Genomic DNA, 24,500 nt, shown 5'->3' on the forward strand with positions numbered 1-24,500 from the left:
TGCGCCCGCCATGGATGTTGGCGGGCGGTATTGATACGATGGGTGCTATTTTAGATTAGCGCCCGGGATCAGATGCTGCGACACGTTCTCGCCCCGATGTTCGAGCCCGCTTCGCTCGTGGTCATCGCCGACCGCCTGCTGCCGGTGACCTCGGTGCTGCCGGCGGCCTTGAGGGCGCGCACCACGGTGGTACAGGCCGTGCCGGGAACGGCGCCCGAGCTGCCGACAGCCTGTGCCGGGGTGGCCGAAGGACAGCGGCCCGACCTGGCGCTGGTATGCGTGGCCCCCGGCGTGCTGCCCGAGACGCTGCGGCGCCTGGCGGCCCTGGCGCCGCGCGCCGTGATCCTGTTGCCCCATGAGCTGCCCGACCCGTATCCGCGCGGCACCCAGGCGCTGTGCCGCGCCTGGGCGGCCGAAAACCGCTGCGAACTGCTGGGGCCGCGTTCGTTCGGGGCGCAGCGCCCGCACATCGGCCTGAACCTCAGCCAGCACCCGTCGCTGGCGCGCGCCGGCCGGGTGGCGCTGGTGGCGCAGTCGCGCTCCATCATGGCGGCGGTGATGGATTGGGCCGAAGACGTGCACATCGGTTTTTCCATCGCGGTATCGCTGGGCGACGAAGCGGTCGTGGGGCTGTCGCAGGTGCTCGACTACCTGGCCAGCGATCCCCGCACCGACAGCATCGTGCTGTATATCGAGGACGTGGGGTCGGCGCGCGAGTTCATGAGCGCGCTGCGCGCCGCCGCCAGCGTCAAGCCCGTCATCGTGCTCAAGGCCGGCCGCGCCGACGCCAACGGCGCCGACGCCGTATTCGACGCCGCGCTGCGGCGCGCCGGGGCGGTGCGGGTGCGCTACTTCGTGCAGCTGTTCTCGGCCGTCAAGGTGCTGGGCTATAACCGGCGTCCGCGCGGCCGCCGGGTGGCGCTGTTCTCCAACGGCAGCGGCCCGCCGCAACTGGCGCTGGACCTCATCGGCCCGGACGCCGCGGTGCTCCAGGCGAAGCTGTCGCCGGCCACGCAGCGCGCGCTGGCCGACATGCTGGAGCCCGACGCCGCCACCGCCAACCCGGTCATAACCTATACGCCGCTTACGCCCGCGCGCATCCAGGCCATCCTGGACTGCCTGCTCGACGATGCCGGCGTGGACGGGGTGCTGGTGCTGCTTGCGCCCGATGCGCTGGCCGACATGCCGGCGGTGGCGCGCCAGCTGGCGCAGCTGGCGCCGCGCGCCCGCAAGCCGGTGGTCAGCTGTTTCATGGGCGACGCGGGCATGCGGCCGTTGCGCCGCATGCTCGACGATGCGGGCACCTCGGCGTTCCGCACGCCCGAATCGGCCGCCGACGCATTCGGCGTGCTGGCCACCCATCACTACAACCAGCAATTGCTGCTGCAGACCCAGCCGCCCGAACCGCCCGGCCTGCTGCCCGACAGCGCCGGCGCGCGCGCCATCATGGCGCAGGCGCGCGCGCAAGGGCGGCGCGAACTGGACTCCATCGAGGCGCGCGCGCTGCTCGATGCCTTCTATGTGCCGCTGCGCGAAGGCCCGCTGGGCGTGCGCCCGATCGAGGCCGAATCGCGTCCGATGGCGATCCGCGTGCGGCGCGATCCGCATTTCGGCCCGGTCATCCGCTTCGGCGCGGGCGGGCCCGACGCGGTCCTGTCGGGCGCCGACCGGGGCATGGACCTGCCGCCGCTCAATGGCTTCCTGGCGCGCCAGCTGATAGAGCGCAGCCGGCTGTGGCGCCGCGTGCTGGCGCCGCAAGTCACCAATGTCGCCGCCGAGGCCTTGCAGCATGCGCTGGTGCAGGTCTCGGAGATGGTGTCCGAGCTGCCCGATATCGAGTCGGTGGACATCGATCCCCTGTACGCCGGGGAAACCCAGCTGCGCGCCGGCGGCCTGCGCATCGTGCTGTGCGAGCGCGAGGCCGCCGTGTCGCCGCAGCTCAGCGGCTACGCCCACATGGCGATCCATCCCTATCCGGCGCGCCTGGTGCAGGCGCGCCGCTTCGACGATGGCACGCCCTGGGTCATCCGCCCGATCCGGCCCGAGGACGGCGAGCCGCTGCAGGAGTTCATCCGCGGCCTGTCCGAGCGTTCGCGCTACATGCGCTTCGTCTCGATGATGCGCGAGCTGACGCCGCGCATGGTGGCGCGCTATACCCAGGTGGACTATCACCGCGAACTGGCGCTGGTGGCCGCCACGCAGGTGCCCAACCCGGCCAACCGGGGCCACCCGCGCGAGGTCATCATCGGCTTCGCGCACTACCTGCGCAACCCGGACGGGCGCGGCGCCGAGTACGCGCTGGTCATCGGCGACGACTGGCAGCGCCGCAGGCTGGGCGGCCAGCTGATGAGCGCGCTCATCGACGCGGCGCGCGAGCAGGGGCTGGAATACATAGACGGGCTGGTGCTGTCGACCAACCGGCCGATGCTGACGCTGATGACGCGGCTGGGGTTTACCAACGACGCCGATCCCGAAGATCCGACCATGCGGCGCGTCTGGCTGCAGCTGCGCGAGCCGGACGCGGCGGCCTAGCCGATGCCGGCCGCCACCGTCTTGCGGTCGGCCGGCTGTTCGAAATACCACTGGGCCGCGTTGTGTACGTGGCGCGCCGCCAGCAGGCTGGCGAGGTCGGCATCGCCGGCGGTGACGGCCTGCAGGATGCCCGCGTGTTCGTCCAGGATGTCGGCCGCGCGTGTCACGCTGTTGCGGGCGAACAGCAGGGCGGTGCGGTCGCGCAGCGAGCGCATCAGGTCCTGCAGCACGGCGTTGGTGCTCACGCCGCCCAGCAATTCATGGAAATACCGGTTCTGTTCCACCAGGGCGGCGGTGTCGCCGCGCTCGCAGGCGCGCGCGCCGTCGCGGATGGCGCGATCCATGTCGGCCACTTGCTGGGGGTTGCGGCGCTGCGCGGCCAGGCGGGCGTTCAGGGCTTCGAGCGTGGCGCGCACTTCGACGATGTCGCGCGCATGCTCGGGCGACAGGCTGGCCACCGAGGCGCCGCGCCGGGGTTCGATGCGCACCAGGCCGGCGGCGGCCAGGGCGCGTAGCGCCTCGCGCACCGGGATGCGCGAAACGCCCATTTCCTCGGCAAGGTCGCCCTCGACCAGGCGTTCGCCCTGGGCGTAGGCGCCGCTCAGGATGCGTTTGCGCAGGGTCTCCTGCACCAGGGCGAACAGCGGCGAATGTTGGCTGCCTAGGGTCATCGTCGTGATCCGCGCGGACCGCGGATTATCCAAGCCTGCGATGGTCGGTAGTCAAACCGTATACCGTATTCAATGAAAACGCAACAAGGGAAATCCTGATCGCTGAATTTTACCTGGCCATCTCTGTTATGAGAGAAAGATCATTGATTTTGCTGAATAAAATTACGCACCGCCTTGTTTGATTCATTGTGTCTAAATCTGCTGTTTAAGAATATAGTATACGTTCGTAGTGATTCGCTCCGGCGCCGTTCGCGCGCCGGCCTTGTTGCACAACAAGCGCAAATCAGGGGGTAGTCATGGGCCAGCAAGTTGTCATTACTGCGGCGCATTGGATGTATCTGCTGGGCGTCGTCGTCATCGTCATCACGATGATCTTTCGCGCCAACGTCGTCGTTCCATCCCTGCTGGGCACGTTGCTGGTCGGCATCGCCTTCGGCGGCAGCATCGTCGGCGGCGTGACGGCCGTCTTCAACGCCAGCTTCATGGCGGCCAAGGAGCTCTTCAACATATTCCTGGTCATCGCATTCATGACAGCCCTGCTCAACGCGCTCAAGACGCTGGGCTCGGACGTGCGCATGGTGCAGCCCTTCCGGGCCGTCATGACCAATGGCCATATCGCATTCGTCGTGCTGGCGCTGGCCACCTATCTCATCTCGCTGTTCTTCTGGCCGACCCCGGCCGTGCCGCTGGTGGCCGCCATCCTGCTGCCCGCGGCCATCGCAGCCGGCCTGCCGCCGCTGGGCGCGGCCTGTGCCATCGCCATCGCCGGGCAGGGCATGGCCCTGTCGTCCGACTATGTCATCGGCGTCGCGCCCGGCATCAGCGCCAAGGCCGCCGGCGTGGCCACCGCCCTGGTTGCCGAACGCACGCTGATCCTGTCGCTGGTGACCGGCATCGTCGCGCTCGTGCTGGCCTACGTCGGCATGCGCCGGCAGATCCAGGCGCCCAGCGAAGCGCTGCTCGATGCCTGGCAGCGCCGCGCCGTGGTCGTGCCGGAGTCGATCGAAGAGTCGGGCACCATGGACAAGGGCGAACTGGCCGCCGCCGTCGATTACGACAGCGGCTCGGTGCCGCTGGGCAAGCAAGGCTGGTCGCGCCTGTTCGCCATCGTCACGCCGCTGGTCTTCCTGCTGGTGGTGCTGGTCATGGTGGCGCCGCGGCTGTTTCCCTCGCTGCCGCCGCTGCGCGGCGGCGAAGCGGCGGCCCTGGTGGGCGGCGCCGCGGCGCTGCTGATGGTGGCCGCCACCGCCGTGGGCGTGCCCGGACGCGATTTCCTCAACACGGCCGCCGACCATGTCACCGATGGCTTTGTCTTCGCGTTCAAGGCCATGGGCTCGGTGCTGCCCATCGCCGGCTTCTTCTTCCTCGGCGCGCCCGACCAGGCCGCCGGCATCCTCGGCGTCGAGCCGGGCCATGCGCCCAATCTGCTGTTCGACCTGCTGCAGGCCGCGCAGAGCTGGATTCCCAGCAGCCACCTGGTCGTCGCCTTCGGCGTGCTCATCGTCGGCGTCATTACCGGCATCGACGGCTCGGGCTTCTCCGGGCTGCCGCTGACCGGCGCCTTGTCCGGCGCGCTGGGCGCGACCGCCGGCGCGGACGCCGCCACCCTGGCCGCGGTCGGCCAGATGGGCGCGATCTGGACCGGCGGCGGCACCCTGGTGGCCTGGTCGTCGCTGATCGCGGTGGCGGGCTTTGCCCGCGTGCCCGTGCTGGAGCTGGTGCGCAAGCTGTTCGGGCCGGTGGTGCTGGGCCTGATCGTCTCCACCGTGGCGGCGGTGATGTTCATGACCTGAGGGCGCGCGGGCCGCTCGCGACGGCGCCGGGCCGGGCAGGCCGGCGCCGTCGGATGCGGCAGGCGGGGCGCATCGGCATACACTGTCGGTCGATCCTGTCTTTCGCGATCCCCTGCGATCCGCCTTATTGTGACCAACACGTCCTTTTCCTCCCTGCCCCTTCTGCCCGCCTTGCTCGACAACCTGCAAGGCCTGGGCTTCGAACAGATGACGCCGATCCAGGCGCAAAGCCTGCCGCTCATCCTGGAAGGCCGCGACCTGATCGCGCAAGCCAAGACCGGCAGCGGCAAGACCGCGGCATTCGGCCTGGGGGTGCTGCAGAACCTGGACGTCGACCGCCTGGCGCCGCAGGCGCTGGTGCTCTGTCCTACCCGCGAACTGGCCGACCAAGTGGCCCAGGAGCTGCGCCGGCTGGCCCGCCTGATCCCCAACGTCAAGGTGCTGACGCTGTGCGGCGGCGCCGCCGCGCGTCCCCAGGCCGAATCGCTGGCGCGCGGCACGCATCTGGTGGTGGGCACGCCCGGCCGCATCCAGGACCACCTGGCGCGCGGCAGCCTGGATTTGTCGACGCTGAACACGCTGGTGCTGGACGAGGCCGACCGCATGGTGGACATGGGGTTCTACGACGACATCGCCGCCATTGCCTCGCATTGCCCGGCCAGGCGGCAGACCCTGCTGTTCTCGGCCACCTATCCCGACAACATCCGCAAGCTGAGCGCGCGCTTCCTGCGCAATCCGGCCGAGATCAAGGTAGAGGCCCAGCATGACGCCAGCCGCATCGAGCAATTCTTCTACGAAGTCGACGAAGACCAAAGGCTGGATGCCGTGGCGACGCTGCTGGCCCATTTCCGGCCGGCGTCCACGCTGGCATTCTGCAACACCAAGATCCGCAGCCACGATCTGGTCGAACGCTTGCGCGCCCAGGGCATCAGCGCCCAGGCGCTCAACGGCGACCTGGAGCAGCGCGAGCGCGACGAAATCCTGATCCAGTTCGCCAACCAGAGCTGCGCCGTGCTGGTCGCCACCGACGTGGCCGCTCGCGGACTGGACATCCAGAACCTGGGCGCGGTCATCAACGTGGACGTGACCAAGGACACCGAGGTCCACGTGCACCGCATCGGCCGCAGCGGCCGCGGCGACCAGAAAGGGCTGGCCCTGAGCCTGTGCTCGCCCGAGGAAATGCGCTGGGCCAACCTGATCGAGCAATACCAGGGCGCGCCGCTGAAGTGGGCCGATCTCAAGTCGCTGCGGCCCAAGTCCGACCGTCCCCTGCGCGCGCCCATGATCACCCTGTGCATACAGGGCGGCAAGAAGGACAAGCTGCGCCCCGGCGACCTGCTGGGCGCCCTGACCGGCGATGGCGGGCTGGTGTTCGAGCAGGTTGGCAAGATCAACATCACCGAATTCAACGCCTATGTGGCGCTGGACCGCCAGGTCGCCAAGCAGGCCTTTGCGCGCCTGTCCAACAGCAATATCAAGGGACGGCGGTTCCGCATGCGCTTCCTGGAAGAGTTCTGAGCACGGCGCGGACGCGGCGCTAGAATGGACGGACCCACGCGCCGGGCGCGAGCGGCGCCGGCGCATGGGAAAACCGGTCACGGAGGCGACCCATGCGAATCAGACTGAACAGCATCTTTGTCGACGACCAGGACAAGGCGCTGCGTTTCTATACCGACGTGCTGGGATTCGAGAAGAAGCACGATATCCCGGCCGGCGCGGCGCGCTGGATCACCGTGGTTTCGCCGGAAGGGCCCGACGACCTCGAACTGGTGCTGGAGCCGAACGGGCATCCCGCCGCGAGCGCCTACCAGGCTGCCCTGCGCAAGGACGGGATACCGGTCACCGCGTTCGAAAGCGCGGATATCCATGCCGAGGCGCGGCGGCTCAAGGACCGCGGCGTGGCGTTCACGATCGACCCCACGCCCGCCGGCCCGGCCACGATCGCCATCTTTTCCGACACCTGCGGCAACCTGATACAGCTGTACCAGGTAAACGGCTGAGCGGCGCCGGCTCAGGCGGTGCGGCGCGCCTCCTGCGCCGCGGCCAGCCTGGCGCCGGCCTCGTCCACCGACAGCACATCGCCGAAGAACAGCATCCAGCCGTGCAGCGCGTGCTCGTGCTCGGCGGGCGTGACCGCCGCCAGGGCGTCGTCGACCATGATGGTGCGGAAGTCGCGCATCATCGCGTCGCGGGCGGTCGATTCGCAGCAGACATTGGTGACCGTGCCGGCGATCAGCAGCGTGTCGATGCCGCGGCCGCGCAGCAGCGGTTCGAGCTCCGACGAGCCGGGCGCCATGGCGCTGTAGAAGCGCTTGGTCACCCGCACGTCTTCGGGGCGGGCATCCATGTCCGGGTGCAGCGCGTAGCCCTCGCTGTCGCGCTTGAGCGTCTCGAGCCGGCGCTTGCTGCGTTCGGGCGTCAGCATGACGCCATGGTGGTGCGGCCAGAACGAATCGGCATGGTCGGAGGCGGTCTGCACCCAGACCACGGCGCCGCCGGCGGCGCGCACCGCGGCGCACAGCCGGTTGATGGGCTGCACGATGGCGCGCGCGGCCGCGCATTCTCCCTGGTAGCCGGGCAGGGTGAAGTAGCGCTGCATGTCGATGACGACGGCGGCGGTGCGCGGGCCGGGCAGGCTATCGTAGGGATGCAGACAGCCCTGGCGCGCCAGTACGCGGTCGACGACCCATTGGGGAAATTCCATGGTCAGGGTGCTCCTCAGGCGTAGCGGCGCGCAACGGCCGCTTCCAGGCGATAGATCGCCAGGTACATGACGCTGGAGATCAGCGCCAGGATGGTGATGGCGGTCATGACGATGTTCAGCTTGAAGATCTGGCTGCCGTTCATGATCAGGAAGCCCAGGCCGAGGTCGGCGGACTGGAATTCGCCCACGATCACGCCAACCAGGGCCAGCCCGATGTTCATCTTCACGGCGGCGATCAGCGTGGGTACGCTGCCGGGCAGGATGACCTTGGTCAGCACCTGCCAGCGCGAGGCGCCGAAGGTGTAGGCCAGTTTCATCTTGTTCGGATCGACGCCGCGAAAGCCCGCGTAGACCACCATGATGGTGACGAACACCGCGATCGCCACCGCCATGCCGTAGACAGCGTAGTCGGATCCCAGCCACAGGTAGAAGATCGGCACGAAGGCGATCTTGGGCATGGCGTTGGCCACCACCAGGAACGGATCGGTCACCTTGTAGAGAAAGTCCGACCACCACAGCGCCGCCGCCACGGCCACGCCGATCAGCATGCTCAGGCCGAAGCCGACCAGCGTGGCCATGACCGTGGCGGCGATGTGGCGCGGCAGGTTGCCGTGGTTCCACAGCTCGAAGAAGGTGGGCCACAGCGCGCTGGGATAGCTGGTCAGCAGCGGATTGAGGACATGCATGCGCGGCAGGATTTCCCACGCGCACAGGAACAGCACCAGCAGCGTCAGCTGGGCCAGGCGCACATGGTGTTTGCGGCGCCGGTCGCGGCGCAGGAATTCCAGGTATTTCTCGCTGGGCGCATGCGCGGGGCGCAGGGCGAGCGTGTTGGCGGCAGGCGCGGTCATGGTTACCCCTCCACGTGTACGTCGAGCTCTTCCCAGAGTTGCTCGAAATAGGTGTTGAACTCCGGCCGCGAACGCGCCTGGAACGGCGTCGGGCGCGGCTCGGCGTAGTTGATGCGGTACTGGCTCTTGAGCCGGCCGGGGCGGCGCGACAGCACGATGACGCGGTCGGTCATGGCGATGGCTTCGCCGATGTCGTGCGTCACCAGCACCACGGTCTTGTTCTCGCGGCGCAGGATGTCCACCACTTCGTCCGAGATCGCCAGGCGCGTCTGCGAGTCCAGCGCCGAGAACGGCTCGTCGAGCAGGATGACGTCGGGCTCGGTCACCAGTGTGCGCGCCAGCGCGGCGCGCTGGCGCATGCCGCCCGACAGCTGGCGCGGCGTGTGTTCCAGGAACGCGCCCAGCCCGCATTTCTCCAGCAGGTGCACGGCGCGCGCCTCGTTGCGGGCGTCGCGCCGGCCCTGGATCTCGGCGCCCAGCATGACATTGTCCAGGATGGTGCGCCACTCGAAGAGATAGTCCTGCTGCAGCATGTAGCCGATGCGCGGCGAAGGCCGCGTGACCGGCGTCCCGTCGACCAGCACGGCGCCCGAAGTCGGCGGGATCAGCCCGGCGATCAGCGACAGCAGCGTGCTCTTGCCGCAGCCGCTCTGGCCGATCAGGCTGACGAACTCGCCCGGCGCGAGCGAGAACGACACCTTGGACAAGGCTTCGGTCTCGCCCTCGGGCGTGAAGTAGCTCAGGCTGACTTCGCGCAGTTCGATCTTGGCCGCGGCGGGCGCCGGCATCAGGTTGTGCACGACCGCGCTCATGGCTTGGCCTGCCTGGCGAATTCGGGCATCACCACGTCCTCGTACTTGACGCGCGCCGCGTCCTTCATCACCGCGCTGGCGATCAGCATGTCCTGCAGCTGGTTCATGGCTTCGGGCGTCACCAGCGGCGTGGTCTTCCAGATCTGGTACTGCTTGTAGCGCTCGATGGCGTCGATGATGCCCTGCTGCTCCAGCCCCGGGAAGAAGCTGGCGATCTGCGGCGCCAGCGTGGCCGCCGGCGTGTCCTGCACATATTTCTCGGCGCGCGCCACCACGTTGGTCCAGGCCTGGATCACCTTGGGGTTGTCGCGGATGTATTTTTCGGTGGAGGTGAACACGGTGTAGTCGACCTGGCCGACTTCGTGCCCGACCGAGGCCACGATATGGCCCTTGCCGTTGCGCACCAGCTCGCCCGCTTCGGGTTCAAGAAAGATGCCGTACTCGCCCTGGCCGGCCATCCAGGCGCCGGCGCGCGCCGGAATGCCGATCTGGTTCAGCAGCTTGACGTCCTTGTGCGGATCGATGCCGTGCTTGCGCAGCACGGTCTCCAGGAAGACCAGCGGGTTGGACCCTTGCCGGAAGCCGATGATTTCCTTGCCCTTGACCATCGACCAGTCGAACTTGTCGATGGGCTTGCGCGACAGCAGGAAAAAACCGTCGGTGGCGGTCAGGCCGGCGAATATCTTGGGCTTGACCGGCGACTCGCTGTTCTGCACGTAGATCGACGCTTCCGGGCCGATCAGCACGATGTCGGCGCTGCCCGAGAGCAGGGCGGTCATGCCCTTGTCGGTGCCCTGCGACGTCTTCATCGCGACGTCCAGCCCGGCATCCTTGAAATAGCCCTGCGAGAGGGCCACGTACTTGGGCACGTACAGGATGGAACGCACCACTTCTTCGTAGCGGACTTTGACCGGCGGATTCAGCGGCTGGGCCGCGGCCAGGCCGGACCCGAGCAGGCCGGCCAGCATGCCGGCGGCAAGCAGCCGGCGCGCGAAAGGCGAGGATGGGGATTTCACGGACACTTCCTCCTGCGTTCTGACAGCCATGCCCGGAGTCGGCACATGGCCATACGGGGTAGAGGGATGAAACAGGAAGGCCTGGGACCGCTACTGATGTAGGCCTGACTACATTTTGGATACTATATTCAAAAATGCCGGGCCCACAAGTGGTTTGGGATTAGCGTTTTCCTCTATGGAAACCGTCTACGTCTCTCGATGGAGGGACGGAACGGTATTTCTTACTGTATACAGTTCTGGTTCAACGCAGCACTTCCCGCAAGAAGGCGCCGATGTCGGCGACTTCTTCCAGGCAGACCGAGTGCGGCATGGGGTAGGTATGCCAGCGCACGTCGTAGCCCAGCGCCTGCAGGTGCGCGCGCGAGGCGTCGGCGCGCTCGGGCGCGACGACCGGGTCGTACAGGCCGTGGGCCAGGAAGATGGGCGTGGCCGCGTTGGCCGGATGGCGTTCGGCGGCGGCGCTGTCGACCAGCGGCAGATAGCCGGACAGGCCCACCATGCCGGCCAGTTGCCGGTCCAGCCGCAATCCGGTGTGCAGGGTCATGGCGCAGCCTTGCGAAAAGCCGGCCAGCACGATCTTCGACGTGGGAATGCCGCGCTCGTTCTCGCGCGCGATCAGGGCCCGCACCGCGGCCTCCGAGGCGCGGATGCCGGCGGCGTCCTCGCGGCGCACCAGGTCCGTGACCAGGATGTCGTACCACGAGCGCATCGCCATGCCGCCGTTGATGGTGACCGGCTGCACGGGGGCGTTGGGGAACACGAAGCGCACGGCGGCGCCGTCGAGCCGCAGTTCGGGCACGATGGGCACGAAATCGTTGCCGTCGGCGCCCAGTCCATGCAGCCAGATCACGGCATGCGTGGGATTGGGCGCGGTTTCGAGTTCGATGCAGTCCAGGAGATCGGTGTGGGCGGTCATGGGTCGGGGCGGCTCAGGCCGAAAGGTTCTTGAGGGCCTGGAACAGGGCCCGGTACTGTTTGCGCTGCGGCTCCTGCCCCTGCGACAGGGTGGCGTTGGCCGCCGCTTCCTTGCGGGCGGCGCGGATCAGCGCGCGCAGGTGCTGGATGTCGGCCTCGGGGTTGCGCTGCAGCACGGCGGTCAGGGCGTCGTCGTCCTTGAGCAGCCGCTCGCGCAGCGCCTCCAGGCGGTGCATGGCGGCGGTTTCCTCGCGCGAGCCATTGCGCCAGGTATCCAGCTGGGCGCGGATGGCCTCGGCCGGCGCGCTGCGCATCAGCTTGCCCACGAAGTGGATCTGGCGCCGGCGGCCTTCGCGGCCGGTGGTGCGCTGCGCCTCGCGGATCGCCTCGTACAGCCGTTCTTCGAGCGGCAGCTGGCGCAGCCGTTCGGGCGAGAGTTCGACCAGCTCCTTGCCGAGGTCCAGCAGCGCGTGCATTTCGCGCTTGACCTGGGATTTGCTGGGGCGGTCGTAGTCGGAATCGTCGAAATTTTCTTCGCCGACGGGTTCTTGGGAATGGGAACTCATGGGAAACTGCGTAGAGACGGACTTGGCTATGATAACCGTCTCAGCAAACTGGACAGCAATGGTCAATTCTTCAAACTCCTTGCCGATCGCGGCCAACCACGCGCGATTCTCCGAACTGGTCGAGCAGGTGCTCGCCTATGCCCGCCAAGCCGGCGCCAGCGACGCCGCGGCCGAAGTCTCCGAAAGCCTGGGGCTGTCGGTTTCCGTGCGCAAGAACGACATCGAGACGGTCGAACAGACGCGCGACCGCTCGCTCGACCTGACCGTCTACGCCGGCCAGAGCCGCGGCTCGGCCTCGACCTCCGATTTCTCCGAGCAGGCCCTGCGCGAAACGGTCGAGGCCGCCTGGCACATCGCCCGCCATACCGCGGCCGATCCGGCCGCCGGCCTGCCAGACGCCGACCTGCTCGCCACCGAGTTCCCGGACCTGGGCCTGCACTATCCGTGGCCGGTCACCACCGAAGAGGCGGCCGAGCTGGCGCTGCGCGCCGAGCGCGCGGCCCGCGAGGTCGACGCGCGCATCACCAATACCGACGGCGCGTCGGTGGCCTCGTACGAAGGCCAGTTCGTCATGGGCAACACCCGCGGCTTCCTGGGCGGCTATCCCTATTCGCGCCACAGCCTGTCGGTGGCGCCGATCGCCGGGCGCGGCAACAACATGCAGCGCGACTATTGGTACACGTCCGACCGCAACCCCAACCGGCTGGCCGCGCCCGAAGTGGTCGGCCGCTATGCGGCCGAGCGCACGCTGTCGCGCCTGTCGGCGCGCCGCCTGCGCACCGGCAAGTTCCCGGTGCTGTTCGAGGCTCCGCTGGCGCTCGGCCTGCTGGGCGCCTTCACCCAGGCCGCCAACGGCGGCGCGCTGTATCGCAAGGCCACCTTCCTGGTCGACGCGCTGGGCAAGCCGATCTTCGCCGACCATATCGACGTGTCCGAGAATCCGCACATCCCGGGCGCCATGGGCAGCTCGCCGTTCGACGACGAGGGCGTGCGCACGCGCGCGCGCAGCGTGGTCAGCGCCGGCGTGCTCGAAGGCTATTTCCTCTCGTCCTATACGGCGCGCAAGCTGGGCATGGCCACCACGGGCAACGCCGGCGGCTCGCACAACCTCACGCTGTCCTCGCGCCTGACGCGGCCCGGCGACGACTTCGAGGCCATGCTCCGCAAGCTGGGCACCGGCCTGCTGGTCACCGAGCTGATCGGCCAGGGGGTGAACTACGTATCGGGCGACTACTCGCGCGGCGCGTTCGGCTATTGGGTCGAGAACGGCAAGATCCAGCACGCCGTGCAGGAGATCACGATCGCCGGCAACCTGGTCGACATGTTCCGCCACGTCGTCGCCGTGGGCGCCGATGCGATCTCGCGCGGCACCAAGACCACGGGATCCATTCTGATCGAACAGATGTCGGTGGCTGGCACCTGAGGCATTTGCGCCTGCGCGCCGCGGCGCGCCATGCCAGAAACCCGGAAGCCGGCCGCGTGGCCGGCTTTCTCTTTTGCGTCGCAGCATCGTCCCGGTCCGCCGGGCGGATGGCCCGGTCTTGATAAAACCCCATCAACAGGACGTATGACAACGTGTAATATCCGGCGGGTATTGCTTATTTCTCAAAATCCGTAGCATCAGGAGGAGCCTGAAGATGCAACGTCGTTCATTTCTCAAGCACGCCGGTCTCGGCGCGGTCGCGGGCAGCGCCGCGGTCGCCGCGCCGGTCTTCGCGCAGGATGCGCCCACGCTCAACTGGCGCATGGCGTCCAGCTTTCCCCGCAGCCTGGACACCCTGTTCGGCACGGGCGAAATCTTCGTCAAGTTCGTATCCGAAGCCACCGGCGGCAAGTTCAATATCCGCCAGTTCCCCGGCGGCGAAATCGTCCCCGCCCTGCAGGTGATGGACGCGGTGTCGAACAACACCATCGAATGCGGCCACACCGTCTCGTACTACTACTACGGCAAGGATCCGGCCTACTGCTTCGACTCGGCCGTGCCGTTCGGCCTGAACGCGCGCCAGATGAACGCCTGGATGTTCGACGGCGACGGCATGAAGCTGACCCGCGAAATGTTCAAGCCGCTGAAGATCGTCAACTTCCCGATGGGCAATACCGGCGTGCAGATGGGCGGCTGGTATCGCAAGGAAATCAAGTCGCCGGCGGACCTCAAGGGCCTGAAGATGCGCACCGCAGGCTTTGCCGGCGAAGTGCTGTCGCGCATGGGCGTGGTGCCGCAGCAGCTGGCCGGCGGCGACGTGTACCCGTCGCTGGAGAAGGGCACGCTGGACGCGGTCGAGTTCGTCGGCCCGTACGACGACGAGAAGCTGGGCTTCAACAAGGTCGCCAAGTACTACTACTACCCGGGTTGGTGGGAAGGCGGTCCCCAGGTGTCGCTGTACCTGAACGAAGGCGCCTGGGAAGGCCTGCCCAAGAACTACCAGGCCATCGTCGAGGCCGCCAGCCGCGTCGCCCACGTGGCCATGACCTCCCGCTACGACGCGCTCAACCCGCCCGCGCTGCGCAAGCTGATCGCCGGCGGCGCCGAGCTGCGCGCGTTCCCGCGCTCGGTCATGGACGCCTCCTATGAGGCCGCCCTGACCGTGTACAAGGAATTCTCGGACAAGGATCCGAAGTTCAAGGCCATCTACGAGAACTACATGGGTTTCCGCGACAGCGTGGTGCCCTGGTTCCGCCTTGCCGAAGGGTCGTACGACCAGTACCTCGGCGTGGCGATGGCCGGCAAGAAGTAAGCCGGCAGCCTTCCTGCCTGGCCAGGGGCCGCCCTTCGGGGCGGCCCCTGCTGTCTGGGCGCAACGCCCGCGGCGCGCTTGCCCATTATTTGAGCAGCTGTGCTAGAATGGCCGACTTTCCCTTTGTTTGACTTTTTGCACGGGCGGGTAATAACGCTTAGGCGGGAAGGGCATGCGACAGGGCCCAGGAGGTTTGCGGGGTGTTTCCCGGCAAATCTTTCCGGCACCTGGCGATTTGGGAAAAAACTTTGCCGGATGTTCTGGCAAAGCAAATATTCTTATCTAGGAACCATCATGAAGACCTTTGTGGCCAAGCCGCATGAAGTCAAGCGTGACTGGTTTGTGATCGACGCCAAGGGCAAGGTCCTCGGTCGTGTGGCCAGCGAAGTCGCACACCGTCTGCGTGGCAAGCACAAACCCGAATTCACGCCGCACGTTGATACCGGCGATTACATCGTCATCATCAACGCTGCCGATATCGTTGTCACGGGCAACAAGGCGCAAGACAAGAAGTACTTCCGCCACACCACCTACCCCGGTGGCATCCGTGAAACGAACTTCGAGAAAATGCAGCAGCGTTTTCCCGGCCGCGCTATCCAGAAGGCTGTCAAGGGCATGCTGCCCAAGGGTCCGCTGGGCTACGCCATGATCAAGAAACTCAAGGTGTACGCCGGTGCCGAGCACCCGCACACTGCTCAGCAGCCCAAGCCGCTGGAATTCTAAGGAAACGCCATGATCGGTAACTGGAACTACGGAACCGGCCGTCGCAAAACCTCGGTGGCTCGTGTTTTCATCAAGAAGGGTTCGGGCAAGATCGTCGTCAACGGCAAGCCTGTCGACGAGTTCTTCGCTCGCGAAACCGGCCGCATGATCGTGCGTCAGCCGCTCGAACTGACCGGCCACCTCGAATCGTTCGACATCAAGGTCAACGTGCACGGTGGCGGTGAAACCGGCCAGGCCGGCGCGGTGCGTCACGGCATCACGCGCGCCCTGATCGACTACGACGCGGCCCTCAAGCCCGCGCTGTCGCAAGCTGGTTTCGTCACGCGAGACGCGCGAGAAGTCGAACGCAAGAAAGTCGGCTTCCGCAAGGCACGTCGGCGCAAGCAGTTCAGCAAGCGCTAATGTCCAGCAAAAAGGCCGCGAAAGCGGCCTTTTTGCATATGGCGCCCCGGTCTTGGGCGTCTTGCAGTGCGGCGCGGAACTCCGCGCCGGTCGTCCGGTCGGAAACGGGGTGGCGGCGCGTATCCATTGCGCGGCCTGTCTCCGTTTTTTGAGCGATACAATCGTTCTACGTTTTACGGAACCTCACCATGGCCCAAGCATCGAATTCGCGCATCAAGGTTGGCATCGTCGGCGGCACCGGGTATACCGGCGTCGAGCTGCTGCGCCTGCTGTCGCAACATCCCCACGTGGAGTTGACCGCCATCACGTCCCGCAAGGAAGACGGATTGCCGGTGGCCGACATGTACCCCAACCTGCGCGGCCGCGTGAAGCTGGCGTTCTCGGCGCCCGAGAAAGCCTCGCTGACCGATTGCGACGTGGTGTTCTTCGCGACCCCGCATGGCGTGGCCATGGCGCAGGCGGCCGAGCTGCTGGCCGCCGGCACCCGCGTCATCGACCTCGCCGCCGATTTCCGCCTGCAGGACACCGCCGTGTTCGAGCGCTGGTACAAGATTCCGCACACCTGCCCCGATATCCTGGCCGATTCCGTCTACGGCCTGGTCGAGCTCAACCGCGAGGCCATTTCCAAGGCGCGCGTGATCGGCAACCCGGGCTGCTATCCCACCACGGTGCTGCTGGGCCTGGCTCCCCTGATCGAGGGGGGCAAGCAGCTGGTCGATGTCCAGACCCTGATCGCCGACTGCAAGTCGGGCGTGTCGGGCGCCGGCCGCAAGGCCGAGGTGGGTTCGCTGTTCTCCGAGGCCAGCGACAACTTCAAGGCCTATGGCGTGGCCGGCCATCGCCATCATCCGGAAATCATCGCCCAGCTCGAGAAGCTGGCCGGCGGCAAGGTGGGGCTGACGTTCGTGCCGCACCTGGTGCCGATGATCCGCGGCATGTTCTCGACGCTGTACGCCCGCATCCTGCCGCAGGCCCGCGACACCGATTTCCAGGCGCTGTTCGAGGCCCGCTATGCCGACGAACCGTTCGTCGACGTCATGCCGGCCGGCAGCCTGCCGGAAACCCGTTCGGTGCGCGCGTCCAACAACCTGCGCATCTCGGTGCAGCGCCCCGGCGGCGGCGACCAGCTGGTCGTTCTCGTGATCCAGGACAACCTGGTCAAGGGCGCATCCGGCCAGGCCGTGCAGAACATGAACCTCATGTTCGGCCTGCCCGAATCCGCCGGCCTGGACCAGGTCGCCATCCTGCCGTAATACCCGGGCCGGGCCGCGAGGCCCTGCCGTGCAGTCATGCCTGACGATTCCGCCTCCGCCCAGCCCCACGCACCCGTTGCGCGGCCCAAGGGCCGCGCCTGGACCTGGCTGGCCCTGGTGGCGGGCCTGGCGGTGGGTGCGGTAGCCGGCTGGCGCTACGGCCTGGCGCACCAGAGCCCGGACGACGCCGTCGTGCTGACCCGCCAGCAGGTGGCGGCGCAGGAAGCCGCCATGCAGCAGCGGGAAGCCGAGGCGCGCTTCCTGCGTGCCCAGCTGGATACGGCCGACGGCGAGATCGCCGTCGAGCGGGCGGCCCGCGCCGAACTCGAGACCCAGCTGCAAAGCGCCCAGTCGGAAGTGGGGCGGGTGCGCGACCAGCTGGCCTTCTACGAGCAATTGCTGCCGCCCGGCCCGGCCGGCTCGGTCGATATCCGCGGCGTGGCTTTCGAGCGTGAAGGCCAGGGCCTGCGCTACAAGGTGCTGCTGATGCGCAGCGGGCGCGGGGAAACCCCGTTTTCCGGCGCGCTGCGCTTCCAGGCCACCGGTACGCTCAAGGGCGAGACGGTCACGCGCGATCTGGAGCCGCTGACGGTCAAGGCGGAGGGCGGGGGCGCCACCGTGCCAGAAGCCGGCGCCAGCCTGCTGGCCTTGCAGTTCGACCAATACCAGCGCAGCCAGGGCCTGCTCGATCTGCCGGATGGCTTTGTCCCCGAAACCGTGACGGTCAGTGTGCTGGAAGACACGACCGTTCGTGCGACGCGCACCGTGAAACTGGAATTTTGAGTCCAGTCGCGGCTGCGCTATAGTGATCCTATCCGGGCGGTATCGCTCCGCCCACTGGAATTCGGCCGCGATGGCCAGGAGTCAACCATGAATGCTGTTACCGAAACCGTCGATCTGCAGGCTCCGCCGCCCGTGCCGCTGGTCTTCACCGACTCGGCGGCCGCCAAGGTCAAGGACCTGTTGGCCGAAGAAGGCAACCCCGAACTGAAGCTGCGCGTGTTCGTGCAGGGCGGCGGCTGTTCCGGCTTCCAGTACGGCTTCACGTTCGATGAAGTGGTCAACGACGACGATACCGTGCTCGACAAGGAAGGCGTGCAACTGCTGGTCGACCCGATGAGCTTCCAGTACCTGGTCGGCGCCGAGATCGACTACAAGGAAGACCTCGAAGGCGCGCAGTTCGTCATTCGCAATCCCAACGCGTCCACCACCTGCGGCTGCGGTTCGTCGTTCTCGGTGTAAGCGGCGCGCGGCCCGCTCCGCGATCGAGGCCCTTCGGCAATACGCCGAAGGGCCTTTTCGTTGGGACGCTTCAGGCGGGATAGAGCGCGCCCAGCACGCTCGCCGCGCGTGCGCCGGTGACCGTGGGCAGCCCGGCCGGAATGCGGTCCAGATGCGCCTGGGCTAGCCAGGCGAAGGCGAGCGCCTCGACCCATTGCGCCGGCACGCCGGCGTCGTCGGTGGGGCGCACCGGGCGCTGCAGGCAATAGGCCAGCTCGCGCATCAGACCCGGATTGCGGGCCCCGCCGCCGCAGACCAGCACATCGCGCGGCGCGGCCGCGCTGGCGTCGATGGCATTGGCGACCGTGCGCGCCGTCAGGCGCTGCAGGGTGGCCTGCACGTCCTGCGGCTGCGGCGCCGGGCCATCGAATGCCTGCAGCCGTGTCAGCAGCCAATCCAGGTTGAACAGGTCGCGTCCGGTCGATTTGGGCGGCGCCAGGGCGAACCAGGGTTCGCCGGCGATCAGGTGTTCCAGCAGGTCGGCCAGCACCTGGCCTTGCGCGGCGAACCGGCCGTCGGCGTCGTAAGGCTGGCCGGTGTGGCGCTGGCACCAGGCGTCCAGCAGGACGTTGGCCGGCCCGGTGTCGAAGCCGCGCGGGGGGCGGCCGGGTTCGAGCAGGGTGACATTGGCGATGCCGCCCAGGTTGAGCACGGCGCGCGCCTGGCCGCCGGCGAACAGCGCGGCATGGAAAGGCGGCACCAGCGGCGCGCCCTGGCCGCCGGCGGCCACGTCGCGGCTGCGGAAATCGGCCACCACGTCGATACCGGCCAGCTCGGCCAGCAGGGCCGGCGCGTTCAGTTGCAGGGTATAGCCCAGGTCGGGGCGGTGCCGGACGGTCTGGCCGTGGGCGCCGATCGCCGCCACGTCGCCGGGCTGGCGCCCGGCCTGGTCCAGCAGTTGGCGCACGGCCTGGGCATACAGGCGCGCCAGGCCGTTGGCGGCCAGCGCGGCGCGTTCCAGTTCGTTGGCGCCGGCATGGTTGAGCGCGAACAGCTCGTCGCGCAGGGCGGCGGGCATGGGCAGGCTGGCGCTGGCCAGCACTTCGGGCCGTGGCCCGTCCAGCCGCACCAGCACGCCATCGGCGCCGTCCATGCTGGTGCCGGACATCAGGCCGATGAACAAACGGCCCGGCACATGCGTGCGCGGGCCGTGCGTCGTGCTGTCCATGCGGGTCAGCGGCTGGCCACGGTGGCCGTGCCTGTCGGCAGGGTCTGCTGGAACTCGGTCAGCAGCTTGATCTGCTGCTTGTACGGCTGTACGGCCTGCGTGAAGGCACGCAGTTCGGCGGGCTCCAGCTTGCGGGCCACCGGCAGGTCGACCGCGAGCGGATCGATCGGCTGGTTATTGACGCGGAACTCGTAGTGCAGGTGCGGGCCGGTGGCCCAGCCGGTCGAGCCGACGTAGCCGACCAGTTCGCCCTGGGCGATCTTCTGGCCTTTCTTCAGGCCGGCGGCGATGCGGCTCTGGTGGGCGTACAGCGTCGAGTACTTGCCGTGGTGCTTGACGATGACCACGTTGCCGTAGCCGTTCTGCCAGCCCGCGAACTCGACCGTGCCGTCGGCAGTGGCGTGGATCGGGGTGCCCGTCGGGGCCGCGTAATCGACGCCCTTGTGGCCGGTCCAGGTCTTGTGGATGGGATGCATGCGCATGCCGAAGGTCGAGCTGATGCGGCTGAACTTCAGGGCGGTGCGCAGGAAGGCGCCGCGCAGGCTGGTTCCGTCGAAGTCGTAGTACGAACCGCTCTTGCCGTCGGGGCTGAACCAGACGGCGTTATAGGTCTTGTCGCCGTTGATGAATTCCAGCGCCTGCACGCGCCCGGCGCCCGCATAGCGGCCTTCGTGGGTGCGGACTTCGTACACCACGCGGAACTGGTCGCCCTGGCGCAGGTCGCGCAGGAAGTCGATCTTGGAGCTGAGGATATCGGCCATCTGCATGGTGACCGAGTCGGGGATGCCCGCCGCGTCGGTGGCGCCGAACAGCGAGGAGCGGATGGTGCCGACCGCGACGCGCGTCTGCTGCTCGGTGCCCTGGGTGACTTCCTCGGCCTTGTAGCCCTTGGCGTCGTCGGGCGCCACGTGCAGCAGCCGCGTGACCACCTGCCCGCCGGATTCGTTGCCGGGGGTGTGGATGTAGCGCAGCCAGACCAGGTCGCCGTCCTCGTTGGTGGCGGCCTGCACCGAGCGGCCCGGGTACAGCTTGTAGATGCTGCGCGCGCTGGGGTCGTGGGTCAGGAAGTTCTGCAGCCGGGGGCTGTCGATGTCCAGGCGCTGCAGCACGGCGGCCAGGGTGTCGCCGGCGCGGATGCGGGTTTCGCTGATATAGGGGGCGTTGCTGGCGTCGCTGACCTGCACCTGGCCCGCCTCGAGCGGCAGGACGCTGTCGACCAGGCGCAAGGGGGGGAGTTCGGAGCGGTCGGGCTGTTGAACCATGCCCAGCGCGGCGGCGCCGGCGAACAGGCCGAGCGCGGAGACTGTCAGGGTGCGGCGGAGCAGGGCGCCGCCACGGGAGGTAGGTTCGACAGGAGGGGCGAACAGGGCGGCAACTTTGCGTTTGAAGCTGCGCACCAAACTGTTGGGGCCACGATTCATCGTGAAAAAACCTTTCAGCCTGCGTGAGATTCAAGCAAACGCTGCGCGTGCGCGCCCTCCGGCACGTTCCGGTGCGAGGGGCATACGCCTGCTAGCGTATTTCGTGAAACAAACGGGTGGATTTAGCCGGGACAGCAACCGTACGGTGACAGTTGCGTATGATTAGGGCAGTATCCTAGCGGATTCGGCTAAAATTTTCGACTTATTTCAGTAGTTTTTACACCTTTTTTTAGCCAAGATTCATCCATTTGGCCCATTGACATGTCTCACCCCGAAGCCCCAATCACTCCTGAAGTCGAGGCCGACCTGGCCATCGCACGCCGCGGCTGCGACGAATTGCTGGTGGAATCCGAGTTTGCCCGCAAGCTGGCCCGCAGCCGCGCGACCGGAGTGCCGCTGCGCATCAAGCTGGGGCTGGACCCCACCGCGCCGGACATCCACCTGGGGCACACGGTGGTGCTCAACAAGATGCGTCAGCTGCAGGACCTGGGCCACAACGTCATCTTCCTGATCGGCGATTTCACCTCGACGATCGGCGACCCCAGCGGCCGCAACTCGACCCGTCCGCCGCTGACGCGCGAACAGATCGAGACCAACGCCAAGACCTACTACGCCCAGGCCAGCCTGGTGCTGGACCCGGCCCGCACCGAGATCCGCTACAACTCGGAATGGTGCGATCCGCTGGGCGCGCGCGGCATGATCCAGCTGGCCTCGCGCTATACCGTGGCCCGCATGATGGAGCGCGAGGATTTCACCAAGCGCTTCAAGGGCGGCGTGCCGATCGCGGTGCACGAATTCCTGTACCCGCTGCTGCAGGGCTATGACTCGGTCGCCCTGAAGTCCGACCTGGAGCTGGGCGGCACCGACCAGAAGTTCAACCTGCTGGTGGGCCGCGAGCTGCAGAAGGAATACGGCCAGGAGCAGCAGTGCATCCTGACCATGCCGCTGCTGGTGGGCACCGACGGCGTCGAGAAGATGTCCAAGTCCAAGGGCAACTACATTGGCATCTCGGAAACGCCCGAATCGATGTTCGGCAAGCTGATGTCGATTTCCGACACGCTCATGTGGCGCTACTACGAGCTGCTGTCGTTCCGTTCGCTGGCCGACATCGCGGCGCTGAAGGCCGAGATCGACGGCGGCCGCAATCCGCGCGACGCCAAGGTGGCGCTGGCGCAGGAGATCGTGGCGCGCTTTCATTCGCCGCAGGCCGCCGAGGCGGCGCTGGCCGCGTTCGAGGCGCGCTTTCGCGACGGCGCCATTCCCGAGGACATGCCCGAGGTGACCGTGGGCGGCGCGCCCCAGGGAATTCTGCGCATCCTGCGCGAGGCCGGGCTGGTCGCCTCCGGTTCCGAAGCCCAGCGCAACGTCGAGCAGGGCGGGGTGCGGGTCAACGGCGACCGGGTCGAAGACAAATCGTTGCAATTGTCCGCCGGTACCTATGTCGTGCAGGTGGGCAAGCGCAAGTTTGCGCGTGTTAAGTTGGTGGGGTAGCCTCTTATCGAGGGTCTCACTTTCAGGAGCACGACATGAACTTATCGAGTCTGTCCTTTTCCGATAACGAGTCGATCCCCGAGCGTTACGCATTCGGCAGGATCGACGCGCAATCGCACGTCGCGCTGGCTGACAACTTCAACCCCCAGTTTTCGTGGGACGACGTGCCCGAGGGCACCCAGTCGTTCGCGCTGATCTGCCACGACCCGGACGTGCCTTCCAAGCCCGACGACGTCAACCAGGAGGGCCGCACGGTGCCCGCCGACCTGCCGCGCGTCGATTTCTTCCACTGGGTGCTGGTCGACCTGGCGGCGGACATGCGCGAAATCCAGGAAGGCGCCTTTTCCGATGGCATCACGCCGCGCGGCAAGGGCGGGCCGCTGGCGCCCAACAACGCGCGCCAGGGGGTCAACGACTACACCGGCTGGTTTGCCGCCGACCGCGACATGAACGGCGACTACTTCGGCTACGACGGCCCGTGCCCGCCCTGGAACGACGAGCGCGTGCACCATTATGTGTTCACGCTGTACGCGCTGGACGTCCCGTCGCTGAACCTGCAGGGGTCGTTCACCGGCCTGGACGCGCTCAAGGCCATGCAGGGGCACGTGCTGGCCCAGGCGTCGCTGACCGGCACCTATACCCTCAATCCGGACCTGGCGCCGCGCCAGATCGGCGCCACCACCAGTTCGTGACCGCGGCGGCCGGGCTTGCATGAGCCTGGCTCATGCCGATTTGAGGCATTTTTGCGGTAGACGGGAGCTTGCGCGGTTTTTGCGTTCCGAAGCGCGAATTTGGCCTGTTTCGGGGCGCCCGCGCCCCGGCGGGGGGCCGCTGTCGCTGTACACTAGCGCAGTCGCAGCATCATTGCTGCCCTTGTTTTCCCTACCTACCCGCACCAGGAACTCCATGTTCAACCGCAACCTGCCCCTCGACCAGGTGGATCCCGACGTCTGGGCCGCCATCCAGAAAGAAGACGTACGCCAGGAACAGCACATCGAGCTGATCGCGTCCGAGAACTACGCCAGCCCGGCCGTGATGCAGGCCCAGGGCACGCAACTGACCAACAAGTATGCGGAAGGCTACCCGGGCAAGCGCTACTACGGCGGCTGCGAGTACGTCGACGTGGTCGAGCAGCTGGCCATCGACCGCCTGAAGCAGATCTTCGGCGCCGAGGCCGCCAACGTGCAGCCGAACTCCGGCTCGCAGGCCAACCAGGGCGTGTACATGGCGGTGCTCAAGCCGGGCGATACCGTGCTGGGCATGAGCCTGGCCGAAGGCGGCCACCTGACGCACGGCGCGTCGGTCAACGCCTCGGGCAAGCTGTACAACTTCGTGCCCTACGGCCTGGACGCCAACGAGGTGCTGGACTACGCGCAGGTCGAGCGGCTGGCCAAGGAGCACAAGCCCAAGCTGATCGTGGCCGGCGCTTCCGCGTACGCGCTGCACATCGACTTCGAGCGCATGGCGCGTATCGCCCATGACAACGGCGCGTTGTTCATGGTGGACATCGCCCACTATGCCGGCCTGGTGGCCGGCGGCGCCTATCCCAACCCGGTGCCGCACGCCGATTTCGTCACCTCCACCACGCACAAGTCGCTGCGCGGCCCGCGCGGCGGCGTCATCATGATGAAGTCCGAGTTCGAGAAGGCCGTCAATTCGGCCATCTTCCCGGGCATCCAGGGCGGCCCGCTGATGCATGTCATCGCGGCCAAGGCCGTGGCCTTCAAGGAAGCGCTGTCGCCCGAGTTCCAGGACTACGCGCAGCAGGTCGTCAAGAACGCCAAGGTGCTGGCCGATACGCTGGTCAAGCGCGGCCTGCGCATCGTGTCGGGCAAGACCGAAAGCCACGTCATGCTGGTGGACTTGCGTCCCAAGGGCATCACCGGCAAGGAAGCGGAAGCGGTGCTGGGCCAGGCCCACATCACGGTCAACAAGAACGCCATTCCCAACGACCCGGAAAAGCCCTTCGTGACCAGCGGCATCCGCCTGGGCACCCCGGCCATGACCACCCGCGGCTTCAAGGAGGCCGAGGCCGAGCTGACCGCCAACCTGATCGCCGACGTGCTGGACAATCCCCGCGACGAAGCGAACATCGCCGCGGTGCGCGCGCGGGTCAATGAACTGACCGCCCGCCTGCCCGTCTACGGCAACTGATGCGGCCGGGCG

At 67.3% G+C, this 24,500-nt stretch carries 23 protein-coding genes; 14 read left to right on the plus strand and 9 right to left on the minus strand.

What is annotated here, in order from left to right; all coding sequences use genetic code 11:
* The first annotated feature begins 72 nt into the window (after positions 1-72).
* The gene (locus CAL11_RS03120) at positions 73-2,532 is read left to right on the plus strand and encodes a GNAT family N-acetyltransferase (protein WP_086092123.1); all 2,460 of its coding nucleotides are present in this window, start codon (positions 73-75) and stop codon (positions 2,530-2,532) included.
* On the opposite strand, the gene CAL11_RS03125 is transcribed toward CAL11_RS03120, so the two are convergent.
* Entirely contained in the window at positions 2,529-3,203 is a 675-nt protein-coding gene (locus tag CAL11_RS03125) for a GntR family transcriptional regulator (RefSeq protein ID WP_033460627.1), read from the minus strand. The two genes, CAL11_RS03120 and CAL11_RS03125, sit on opposite strands and share 4 nt — an antisense overlap.
* 296 nt (positions 3,204-3,499) lie before the next feature.
* Between CAL11_RS03125 and CAL11_RS03130 the strand changes: the two genes are divergently transcribed.
* The 3 genes from CAL11_RS03130 to CAL11_RS03140 all read left to right on the plus strand — a co-directional run bounded on the left by CAL11_RS03130 (position 3,500) and on the right by CAL11_RS03140 (position 6,996).
* Positions 3,500-4,996, plus strand: coding sequence for a hypothetical protein (locus CAL11_RS03130; RefSeq protein ID WP_033460622.1), 1,497 nt, complete (start codon positions 3,500-3,502; stop codon positions 4,994-4,996).
* A gap of 129 nt (positions 4,997-5,125) precedes the next feature.
* On the plus strand, positions 5,126-6,514 hold the full coding sequence (gene dbpA, locus CAL11_RS03135; RefSeq protein WP_086092124.1) for an ATP-dependent RNA helicase DbpA: 1,389 nt from the start codon (positions 5,126-5,128) through the stop codon (positions 6,512-6,514).
* Positions 6,515-6,606: 92 nt separating this feature from the next.
* Entirely contained in the window at positions 6,607-6,996 is a 390-nt protein-coding gene (locus CAL11_RS03140; RefSeq protein ID WP_086092125.1) for a VOC family protein, read from the plus strand.
* Between the two features lie 11 nt (positions 6,997-7,007).
* Here CAL11_RS03140 and CAL11_RS03145 read toward each other — a convergent pair whose 3' ends face one another.
* The 6 genes from CAL11_RS03145 to yjgA all read right to left on the minus strand — a co-directional run bounded on the left by CAL11_RS03145 (position 7,008) and on the right by yjgA (position 11,860).
* Positions 7,008-7,700 carry an isochorismatase family cysteine hydrolase gene (locus tag CAL11_RS03145; RefSeq protein WP_086092126.1) on the minus strand — a complete coding sequence of 231 codons (693 nt, stop codon included), beginning with the start codon at positions 7,698-7,700 and terminating at the stop codon, positions 7,008-7,010.
* 14 nt (positions 7,701-7,714) lie between these two features.
* Positions 7,715-8,551, minus strand: a complete 837-nt coding sequence (locus CAL11_RS03150; RefSeq protein ID WP_086092127.1) for an ABC transporter permease — start codon at positions 8,549-8,551, stop codon at positions 7,715-7,717.
* Between the two features lie 2 nt (positions 8,552-8,553).
* The gene (locus CAL11_RS03155; protein WP_033460611.1) at positions 8,554-9,363 is read right to left on the minus strand and encodes an ABC transporter ATP-binding protein; all 810 of its coding nucleotides are present in this window, start codon (positions 9,361-9,363) and stop codon (positions 8,554-8,556) included.
* Positions 9,360-10,409 carry an ABC transporter substrate-binding protein gene (locus tag CAL11_RS03160; protein WP_086092128.1) on the minus strand — a complete coding sequence of 350 codons (1,050 nt, stop codon included), beginning with the start codon at positions 10,407-10,409 and terminating at the stop codon, positions 9,360-9,362. The genes CAL11_RS03155 and CAL11_RS03160 overlap by 4 nt, the downstream gene beginning before the upstream one ends.
* Before the next feature lie 211 nt (positions 10,410-10,620).
* Positions 10,621-11,295, minus strand: a complete 675-nt coding sequence (locus CAL11_RS03165) for an alpha/beta hydrolase (protein WP_033460605.1) — start codon at positions 11,293-11,295, stop codon at positions 10,621-10,623.
* 13 nt (positions 11,296-11,308) lie between these two features.
* Positions 11,309-11,860 carry a ribosome biogenesis factor YjgA gene (gene yjgA / locus CAL11_RS03170; protein WP_086092129.1) on the minus strand — a complete coding sequence of 184 codons (552 nt, stop codon included), beginning with the start codon at positions 11,858-11,860 and terminating at the stop codon, positions 11,309-11,311.
* 58 nt (positions 11,861-11,918) lie between these two features.
* Here yjgA and pmbA point away from each other — a divergent pair, with 58 nt between their 5' ends.
* The 7 genes from pmbA to erpA all read left to right on the plus strand — a co-directional run bounded on the left by pmbA (position 11,919) and on the right by erpA (position 18,215).
* Positions 11,919-13,283 carry a metalloprotease PmbA gene (gene pmbA / locus CAL11_RS03175; RefSeq protein WP_033460599.1) on the plus strand — a complete coding sequence of 455 codons (1,365 nt, stop codon included), beginning with the start codon at positions 11,919-11,921 and terminating at the stop codon, positions 13,281-13,283.
* 214 nt (positions 13,284-13,497) lie between these two features.
* A complete protein-coding gene (locus CAL11_RS03180) occupies positions 13,498-14,595 on the plus strand; it encodes a TRAP transporter substrate-binding protein (RefSeq protein WP_086092130.1) in 1,098 nt (365 codons plus the stop codon).
* Between the two features lie 294 nt (positions 14,596-14,889).
* Positions 14,890-15,318 carry a 50S ribosomal protein L13 gene (gene rplM, locus CAL11_RS03185; RefSeq protein WP_010927106.1) on the plus strand — a complete coding sequence of 143 codons (429 nt, stop codon included), beginning with the start codon at positions 14,890-14,892 and terminating at the stop codon, positions 15,316-15,318.
* 9 nt (positions 15,319-15,327) lie between these two features.
* Positions 15,328-15,720, plus strand: a complete 393-nt coding sequence (rpsI, locus tag CAL11_RS03190) for a 30S ribosomal protein S9 (RefSeq protein WP_003814889.1) — start codon at positions 15,328-15,330, stop codon at positions 15,718-15,720.
* Positions 15,721-15,908: 188 nt separating this feature from the next.
* A complete protein-coding gene (gene argC / locus CAL11_RS03195; RefSeq protein WP_086092131.1) occupies positions 15,909-16,973 on the plus strand; it encodes an N-acetyl-gamma-glutamyl-phosphate reductase in 1,065 nt (354 codons plus the stop codon).
* Positions 16,974-17,009: 36 nt separating this feature from the next.
* Positions 17,010-17,756 carry a DUF6776 family protein gene (locus CAL11_RS03200; protein WP_033460592.1) on the plus strand — a complete coding sequence of 249 codons (747 nt, stop codon included), beginning with the start codon at positions 17,010-17,012 and terminating at the stop codon, positions 17,754-17,756.
* An 87-nt stretch (positions 17,757-17,843) separates the two neighbouring features.
* Positions 17,844-18,215: an iron-sulfur cluster insertion protein ErpA gene (gene erpA, locus CAL11_RS03205; RefSeq protein ID WP_033460589.1), complete on the plus strand. Its 372-nt coding sequence runs from the start codon at positions 17,844-17,846 to the stop codon at positions 18,213-18,215.
* Positions 18,216-18,285: 70 nt separating this feature from the next.
* On the opposite strand, the gene CAL11_RS03210 is transcribed toward erpA, so the two are convergent.
* Complete coding sequence (locus CAL11_RS03210; RefSeq protein ID WP_086092132.1) at positions 18,286-19,422, minus strand: anhydro-N-acetylmuramic acid kinase; 1,137 nt, start codon at positions 19,420-19,422, stop codon at positions 18,286-18,288.
* A gap of 5 nt (positions 19,423-19,427) precedes the next feature.
* Positions 19,428-20,843, minus strand: coding sequence for a M23 family metallopeptidase (locus CAL11_RS03215; protein ID WP_068927193.1), 1,416 nt, complete (start codon positions 20,841-20,843; stop codon positions 19,428-19,430).
* Positions 20,844-21,104: 261 nt separating this feature from the next.
* On the opposite strand from CAL11_RS03215, the gene tyrS reads away from it, so the two are divergent.
* From tyrS to glyA, 3 genes are all read left to right on the plus strand, one after another.
* On the plus strand, positions 21,105-22,334 hold the full coding sequence (gene tyrS, locus CAL11_RS03220; protein ID WP_033460582.1) for a tyrosine--tRNA ligase: 1,230 nt from the start codon (positions 21,105-21,107) through the stop codon (positions 22,332-22,334).
* 35 nt (positions 22,335-22,369) lie between these two features.
* Entirely contained in the window at positions 22,370-23,026 is a 657-nt protein-coding gene (locus CAL11_RS03225) for a YbhB/YbcL family Raf kinase inhibitor-like protein (protein ID WP_033460579.1), read from the plus strand.
* A 214-nt stretch (positions 23,027-23,240) separates the two neighbouring features.
* Positions 23,241-24,488, plus strand: a complete 1,248-nt coding sequence (gene glyA, locus CAL11_RS03230; RefSeq protein ID WP_086092133.1) for a serine hydroxymethyltransferase — start codon at positions 23,241-23,243, stop codon at positions 24,486-24,488.
* Positions 24,489-24,500: the final 12 nt, after the last annotated feature.

This window comes from Bordetella genomosp. 6 (assembly GCF_002119705.1).
Classification (GTDB): Bacteria; Pseudomonadota; Gammaproteobacteria; order Burkholderiales; family Burkholderiaceae_B; genus Bordetella; species Bordetella bronchiseptica_F.

What these genes read in the sequence shown, in the direction of transcription:
- CAL11_RS03120 (WP_086092123.1), top strand. Translation starts at nt 73, where the DNA reads ATGCTGCGACACGTTCTCGCCCCGATGTTCGAGCCCGCTTCGCTCGTG.
- CAL11_RS03125 (WP_033460627.1), bottom strand. Translation starts at nt 3,203, where the DNA reads ATGACCCTAGGCAGCCAACATTCGCCGCTGTTCGCCCTGGTGCAGGAG.
- CAL11_RS03130 (WP_033460622.1), top strand. Translation starts at nt 3,500, where the DNA reads ATGGGCCAGCAAGTTGTCATTACTGCGGCGCATTGGATGTATCTGCTG.
- CAL11_RS03140 (WP_086092125.1), top strand. Translation starts at nt 6,607, where the DNA reads ATGCGAATCAGACTGAACAGCATCTTTGTCGACGACCAGGACAAGGCG.
- CAL11_RS03145 (WP_086092126.1), bottom strand. Translation starts at nt 7,700, where the DNA reads ATGGAATTTCCCCAATGGGTCGTCGACCGCGTACTGGCGCGCCAGGGC.
- CAL11_RS03150 (WP_086092127.1), bottom strand. Translation starts at nt 8,551, where the DNA reads ATGACCGCGCCTGCCGCCAACACGCTCGCCCTGCGCCCCGCGCATGCG.
- CAL11_RS03155 (WP_033460611.1), bottom strand. Translation starts at nt 9,363, where the DNA reads ATGAGCGCGGTCGTGCACAACCTGATGCCGGCGCCCGCCGCGGCCAAG.
- CAL11_RS03160 (WP_086092128.1), bottom strand. Translation starts at nt 10,409, where the DNA reads ATGGCTGTCAGAACGCAGGAGGAAGTGTCCGTGAAATCCCCATCCTCG.
- CAL11_RS03165 (WP_033460605.1), bottom strand. Translation starts at nt 11,295, where the DNA reads ATGACCGCCCACACCGATCTCCTGGACTGCATCGAACTCGAAACCGCG.
- yjgA (WP_086092129.1), bottom strand. Translation starts at nt 11,860, where the DNA reads ATGAGTTCCCATTCCCAAGAACCCGTCGGCGAAGAAAATTTCGACGAT.
- pmbA (WP_033460599.1), top strand. Translation starts at nt 11,919, where the DNA reads ATGGTCAATTCTTCAAACTCCTTGCCGATCGCGGCCAACCACGCGCGA.
- CAL11_RS03180 (WP_086092130.1), top strand. Translation starts at nt 13,498, where the DNA reads ATGCAACGTCGTTCATTTCTCAAGCACGCCGGTCTCGGCGCGGTCGCG.
- rplM (WP_010927106.1), top strand. Translation starts at nt 14,890, where the DNA reads ATGAAGACCTTTGTGGCCAAGCCGCATGAAGTCAAGCGTGACTGGTTT.
- rpsI (WP_003814889.1), top strand. Translation starts at nt 15,328, where the DNA reads ATGATCGGTAACTGGAACTACGGAACCGGCCGTCGCAAAACCTCGGTG.
- argC (WP_086092131.1), top strand. Translation starts at nt 15,909, where the DNA reads ATGGCCCAAGCATCGAATTCGCGCATCAAGGTTGGCATCGTCGGCGGC.
- CAL11_RS03200 (WP_033460592.1), top strand. Translation starts at nt 17,010, where the DNA reads ATGCCTGACGATTCCGCCTCCGCCCAGCCCCACGCACCCGTTGCGCGG.
- erpA (WP_033460589.1), top strand. Translation starts at nt 17,844, where the DNA reads ATGAATGCTGTTACCGAAACCGTCGATCTGCAGGCTCCGCCGCCCGTG.
- CAL11_RS03210 (WP_086092132.1), bottom strand. Translation starts at nt 19,422, where the DNA reads ATGGACAGCACGACGCACGGCCCGCGCACGCATGTGCCGGGCCGTTTG.
- CAL11_RS03215 (WP_068927193.1), bottom strand. Translation starts at nt 20,843, where the DNA reads ATGAATCGTGGCCCCAACAGTTTGGTGCGCAGCTTCAAACGCAAAGTT.
- tyrS (WP_033460582.1), top strand. Translation starts at nt 21,105, where the DNA reads ATGTCTCACCCCGAAGCCCCAATCACTCCTGAAGTCGAGGCCGACCTG.
- CAL11_RS03225 (WP_033460579.1), top strand. Translation starts at nt 22,370, where the DNA reads ATGAACTTATCGAGTCTGTCCTTTTCCGATAACGAGTCGATCCCCGAG.
- glyA (WP_086092133.1), top strand. Translation starts at nt 23,241, where the DNA reads ATGTTCAACCGCAACCTGCCCCTCGACCAGGTGGATCCCGACGTCTGG.